Annotated in this window: 4 protein-coding genes and 1 pseudogene; all 5 read right to left on the bottom strand. The window is 70.9% G+C overall.

Going from position 1 to position 6,172, the window contains the following annotated elements; all coding sequences use genetic code 11:
- Window positions 1-33 precede the first annotated feature (33 nt).
- Window positions 34-3,192, bottom strand: a complete 3,159-nt coding sequence (locus I0Q12_RS00785) for a translation initiation factor IF-2 N-terminal domain-containing protein (RefSeq protein ID WP_197250140.1) — start codon at window positions 3,190-3,192, stop codon at window positions 34-36.
- Window positions 3,193-3,577: 385 nt separating this feature from the next.
- A complete protein-coding gene (ndk, locus tag I0Q12_RS00780) occupies window positions 3,578-3,997 on the bottom strand; it encodes a nucleoside-diphosphate kinase (protein ID WP_197250139.1) in 420 nt (139 codons plus the stop codon).
- A gap of 18 nt (window positions 3,998-4,015) precedes the next feature.
- Window positions 4,016-4,426 (bottom strand): DUF4233 domain-containing protein, encoded by a 411-nt coding sequence (locus tag I0Q12_RS00775; RefSeq protein ID WP_248673545.1) that lies wholly within the window; start codon window positions 4,424-4,426, stop codon window positions 4,016-4,018.
- Entirely contained in the window at window positions 4,423-5,844 is a 1,422-nt protein-coding gene (locus I0Q12_RS00770) for a folylpolyglutamate synthase/dihydrofolate synthase family protein (RefSeq protein WP_197250138.1), read from the bottom strand. Before I0Q12_RS00770 ends, I0Q12_RS00775 begins: the two co-directional genes overlap by 4 nt.
- Window positions 5,841-6,172, bottom strand: a pseudogene (locus tag I0Q12_RS31620) (valine--tRNA ligase); the annotation flags it as partial. The pseudogene I0Q12_RS31620 and the gene I0Q12_RS00770, both read right to left, overlap by 4 nt.

Below are 6,172 nucleotides of genomic sequence, written 5' to 3'. Positions count from 1 at the left end.
CGGGCCGGTGACAGTTTCCTACGCCTCGGATTCCTACGCTTCGGCGTCGACCGGCGGGCCCGCGGGCCGGCCGGCGGCGCGCCGGCGCCGAGGCCGGCGTTCCACGACCACGGCCGCCGGTTCGCCGTCTCCGGCGGCGACGGCCGGAGCCGGTGCCGCCACGGGTTCCTCGACGACCGTGGGCGTCGGGATGACGAACACGGTGCCGGCGCCTTCGCTGTCGCCGGCCGGTGCAGCGGCGGCACGGGAGACCCGGCGGGCCCGGCGACGACGCGGCGCCACCGACTCCTGTGCTTCCGCTGCCTGTGTTTCAGCCGCCGGGGCTTCCGGCTCGGGTGCCGGCGCCGCGGTCTCGGTGACCTCGGCCTCCTCGGCTGTCTCCTCGGCCGGCGCGGCGGCGGTCGCCACGTCGGCGGCGGCCGCGACCGGCTCGGCGACAGCCTCGGTGGTCGTCACGGCCTCGGTCGGTGCGGCCTCGGCTGCGACCGGTTCCGGAGTGTGCTCGGCCGATTCGGCAACCTGCTCGCCGTTGGTTTCGGTCGCGTGGTGGGCGGCCATCGCCAGCGCGACGGGGTGGGCCCGGCGCGCCGCTGCCTCTTCCGGGGTCACATGGTGGTGTGCCGCGGGTTCCGCAGGCTGCTGCGGTTCCTGGCTCGCCGCGCGATCACGGCCGCGCTTGCGGCGCGATCCGCCCTCGCTCTTCGAGCGCCCGGAATCCTCGGCCGGCTTCGACTCGATCGGGTCGGAGTGGACGATGATGCCGCGACCGTGGCAGTGCTCACAGGTGGTCGAGAACGCCTCGACCAGACCGGTGCCGAGCCGCTTGCGCGTCATCTGGACCAGGCCCAGCGACGTCACCTCGGAGACCTGGTGACGGGTGCGGTCGCGTCCGAGCGCTTCGGTGAGGCGACGCAACACCAGGTCACGGTTCGATTCGAGCACCATGTCGATGAAGTCGACGACGATCATGCCGCCGATGTCGCGCAGCCGCATCTGCCGCACGATCTCCTCGGCCGCTTCGAGGTTGTTGCGGGTGACCGTTTCCTCGAGGTTGCCGCCGGCACCGGTGAACTTGCCGGTGTTGACGTCGACGACCGTCATGGCTTCGGTGCGGTCGATGACGAGCGTGCCACCGGACGGCAGCCACACCTTGCGGTCGAGCGCCTTGGCGAGCTGTTCGTCGATGCGGTGGGCGGCGAAGACGTCGACGCTTCCCGGGTTGTCGTACTGCTCCACGCGCGGCAGCAGGTCCGACGCCACGGTGCGGATGTAGTTCTCGACGGTGCGCCAGGACTTGTCGCCCTCGATGACCAGCTTGGAGAAGTCCTCGTTGAACAGATCGCGGACGACCTTGACGAGCAGGTCCGGCTCCTCGTACAGCGTCTTGGGCTGGCCGGACGCCTCGGACTTGGCCTTCTCGGCCTGCTCCTGGATGGCGGCCCACTGCGTCTGCAACCGGGTCACGTCCCGCGCGAGTTCCTCCTCGCTGACGCCCTCGGCGGCGGTGCGGATGATGACGCCGGCGTCGGCCGGGACGATCTCCCGCAGGATCTCCTTGAGACGCTTGCGTTCGGTGTCGGGCAGCTTGCGGCTGATACCGGTCGACGATCCGCCCGGCACGTACACCAGGAAGCGGCCCGCGAGGCTGATCTGCGTGGTCAGACGAGCACCCTTGTGCCCGACCGGGTCCTTGCTGACCTGCACGACGACCTGATCGCCGGGCTTGAGCGCCTGCTCGATCTTGCGGGAGTTGCCACCGAGGCCGGCGGCCTCCCAGTTGACCTCACCGGCGTACAGCACGCCGTTGCGGCCGCGGCCGATGTCGATGAACGCGGCCTCCATCGAGGGCAGCACGTTCTGCACTCGGCCCAGGTAGACGTTGCCCACCATGGATGCCGAGTTGGCGCTGGTCACGAAGTGCTCGACGAGGATGCCGTCCTCGAGCACCGCGACCTGGGTCATGCCGGCGTGCGCACCGTCGGTCCGCTCCCGCACGACCATGACACGGTCGACGGATTCGCGGCGGGCGAGGAACTCGGACTCGGTGAGGATCGGCGGGCGGCGGCGGCCGGCCTCGCGGCCGTCGCGGCGACGCTGCCGCTTCGCTTCCAGGCGGGTCGACCCGGTGATGCCCTGGACCTCGTCCTTGACCGCACGGGACTTGCTGCGCGGTTCGCGCTCGTGGATGACGGTGGGGACGGAGTCGTCCTCGACGGTGGTGTCCGCGGCCTCGCTGCCCTTACGGCGGCGGCGACGGCGGCGACGACGGGACGTGCCCTCGCCCTGCTCTTCCTCCGAGACGCCCTCTTCGGATTCGGCGGCTTCCTCCGCGGCCTCGGCGGCCGGGGTCTCGGTGACCTCGGCACCTGTCTCCGCTTCGGCCCCGCCGCGGGTTTCCCCGGTCTCGGAGACCTCGGCGGCCTCCGTCTCCTCGGCGGCCTTGGATTCCTCGGTGGTCTCTCCGCCCTCGGCGCTGTCACCGCGGCCACGACCGCGGCCACGACGCCCACGCCGGCGACGACGGGGATGTTCCTCTTCGGCCTCGGCGGTGGTCTCGGCGGGCTCTTCCTCGACAGCGGTCTCTGCGCTCTCCTCCGCCTCGACGACCGGCTCGGCCGGGGTCTCGGCACCGCGACGGGTGCGACGGCGACGCGGGGTGCTCTCGACCGGAGCCGTCAGGTCCGGCTGCAGGAACAGCGGTGCTTCCACGATCGGCTCGACGGTCGGCGCGGGCTGCGGAACCTCGAACAGCGGGGTGTCCTGCACGGGAGCGGTGAACAGGGAACCGGGACCGGCGAGGTGCGTTTCGGTCTCGGGTTCCGGCGCGGTCTCGGGTTCCGGCGCGGTCTCGGGTTCCGGCGCTGTCTCGGCCTCGACTGCCGGCGCAGCCTCCGCCTGGGGTTCCGGCGCAGCCTCGGGCTCGGCTACCGGCGCAGCCTCGGCCTCCGCAGCGGGAGCGGTCTCGTCCGTCGCCGGGGCGGGCGCGACCAGCGCGTCGCGTATCTGCTCCGCGGCGTCACGGTGGAGCGTGGAGTGCGCACTGCGCAGCTCGTGGCCGAACTCCGCGGCCTTGGCGATGACCTCTTTGCTGGTCAGTCCGAGCAGCTTGGCGAGGGCGTGCACGCGAATCTTCGCGGGCAGCTCCGCTGCGGCTTCGGTGGAATTGTCGTTCGGCGGCACTTGATCTGCCACGTAGGTCTCCTAAGACCCCCGGGCGCGTCCATCACCGTCGGCGATGTGACGCGGCCACGCGGGGGCGCAGTCTGTGTGCTCGCGCCCTCTGGCGCGAGGTCTCCGGTCTCGCATCGCGCGGTCGTCCGGTGCCCGTTTTCACTGCACGGCCGAGCGGTGCCTGGCTTGATCGCGAATCGAGCGCCGGAACATCCAGCATGCCGCCGAGCGAGGTGTCTCCTGCGTTTCTCGGCCACAGCGATGTCGGGCATCGTTCCGTGATGTCGTCGGTCGCTCCGCACTCGTTCGTATGGAGCAACCTTCCCCAGTATCCCACACAGGAATGCCCGGATACGCCAACGGCGCCCCGAAGGGCGCCGTGACTGTTGTCCGCTTCGGCGAACGACTAGGCGTTCGCGAGCTCCGGGAACCAGAGTGCGATCTCACGCTCGGCCGATTCGACCGAATCGGAGCCGTGCACGAGGTTCTCCCCGGCGTCGAGGCCCAGGTCACCGCGGATCGAACCGGGAACGGCCTTCTCGACCGGGTCGGTGCCGCCGGCGAGCTGCCGGAACGCCGCGATCGCGCGGGGGCCTTCGAGCACCGCCGCAACCAGCGGGCCACCGGTGATGAACTCGATCAGACCCGGGTAGAAGGGCTTGCCCTCGTGTTCGGCGTAGTGGGCCGCGGCGACCTCCTCGGTCGCGGTACGCAGCTCGAGCGCCGCGATGTTGAGGCCCTTGCGCTCGATGCGCGAGAGGATTTCTCCGACATGACGGCGTGCGACGCCGTCGGGCTTGATCAGTACCAGAGTCCGTTCAGTCACGCCGAACAGCGTAGAGGTTCACTCGCGCTGACCTGGGAGCAGACCCCGCGCCTCCCGCTCCTTGATGTCTTTGCGCAGGTAGAGCAGGTACGCCCAGACCACCGAGAACAGCACGCCCACGGCGCCGAGCGCCGGGTCGACGAAGAAGCCGAGCAGGGTCAGCACCTGCAGGCCCAGGTTGAACGGGATCGCCCACGAGCGACCCTGCACCCCTGCGCCGAGGAACATCAGAACCGCCAGCACGATGATGTAGGTGCCGGAGAACGCGTCCAGACCCCCGCCGACGGCGGCGACGACCGGCAGCACGAGCAGCACGACGATCGCCTCGAGCACCAGTGTTCCGGCCATGACGCCGCGGAAACCCTTCCACGGGTCCTTCGCCGGAGGCCGGATCCCGGGATCCTTCCCGGCCGGGTTTTCGTTGCTCACGCGGGGTCCTTTCCGAACAGACTGCGGGCGGCACCGGCGGTGACGACGGAGCCGGTCACCACGACGCCCGCTCCCGATACTGCCTCACCGGGCTCGGCGACCTCCTCGGCGATCGCGATCGCCGTTTCGATCGCGTCGGGCAGTGTCGCAGCCGTCACCACCCGCTCGTCACCGAACCGGGCGACGGCGAGGTCGGCCAGGTCGTCGACGTCCATGGCACGCGGCGAGCCGTTGTGGGTGACCACGATCTCGTCGAACACCGGCTCGAGGGCCTCGAGCAGACCGCGGACGTCCTTGTCGGCCATCACCGAGACCACACCGACCAGCTTGCGGAAGTCGAACTCGGCGGCCAGCGCGGCCGCGAGCGCCTTCGCGCCGTGCGGGTTGTGGGCGGCGTCGAGGAACACCGTCGGCGCACTGCGGACGCGCTCGAGCCGGCCGGGGTTCACCACCGAGGCGAACGCCTCGCGCACCGCGTCGGCGTCGAGCTGCCGGTCCGGTCCGGCCCCGAAGAACGCCTCGACCGCGGCGAGCGCCAGCGACGCGTTGAACGCCTGGTGCTCGCCGTGCAGCGGCAGGAAGATGTCGCTGTACACGCCGCCGAGACCCTGCAGCTCGAGCTGCTGGCCGCCGACTGCGATCTGCCGCTGCAGCACGGCGAACTCCGAACCCTGCCGCGCGACGGCGGCGTCGGCCTCGACCGCCTGACGCAGCAGCACCTCCATCACCTCGGGTTCCTGCTGCGCGATGATCGCGACCGTTTCCCGCGACACCAGGTCGTCGGGGCGGGCCCGCTTGATGATCCCGGCCTTCTCCCCCGCGATCTCCGTGAGGGTCTCGCCGAGGTAACCGGTGTGGTCGATGCCGACCGGCGTGATCACCGCGACCTGGCTCTCGACGACGTTGGTGGCGTCCCACCGGCCGCCGAGGCCGACCTCGACGACCGCGACGTCCACGGGAGCGTCGGCGAACGCGGCGAACGCCATCGCGGTGGTGACCTCGAACTTGCTCATCCGGGGACCGCCCGCGGCCTCGGACTGCTGGTCGATCATCCGCACGTACGGCTCGATGTCGCGGTAGGTGTCGACGTAGGTGCGCGGCGAGACGGGCACCCCGTCGATACTGATCCGCTCGGTCGCGAGCTGCAGGTGCGGGCTGGTCGTGCGGCCGGTACGCCGGTGCAGGCGGGTCAGCAGGGCGTCGATCATCCGGGTCACCGACGTCTTGCCGTTGGTGCCGGCGACGTGGATGACCGGATAGTTGTGCTGCGGGGATCCGAGCAGGTCCATGAGCGCCGCGATCCGGGTCAGCGACGGCTCGATCTTCGTCTCGGGCCAGCGCTGGTCGAGTTCGGCCTCGACCAGCGCCAGTTCCGCGAGATCCACCGGGGACGGTTCCCCGGGTCGTTCGGTGCTCACGCCTGACCCAGCTCCGCCAGTCGCGCGGTGAAACGGGCGATCTCCTCTTCGGCGATCTGCTTGCGCGCGGTGATCTTTTCGACGACCTGCGCCGGGGCCTTCGCCAGGAACGCCTCGTTGCCGAGTTTCGCGGACGTGCCGGCCAGTTCCTTCTCGGCGACCGCGAGATCCTTGCGCAGGCGCGCGATCTCGGCGGCGACGTCGATGGTGCCGGAGGTGTCCAGCTCGACCGTCACGGTCGCGCGGGACAGGCGCACCTCGACGGACGCGGTCGCGGCGAAACCGTCCTCGGGCTCGGTGAGGCGCGCCAGCGAGCGCACCGCCGGGA

The sequence above is a fragment of the Rhodococcus sp. CX genome (assembly GCF_015865005.1).
GTDB lineage: Bacteria > Actinomycetota > Actinomycetes > Mycobacteriales > Mycobacteriaceae > Rhodococcus.
The sequence above is the reverse complement of the archived record's forward strand: the minus strand, read 5'-3'. Positions and strand labels throughout refer to the sequence as shown.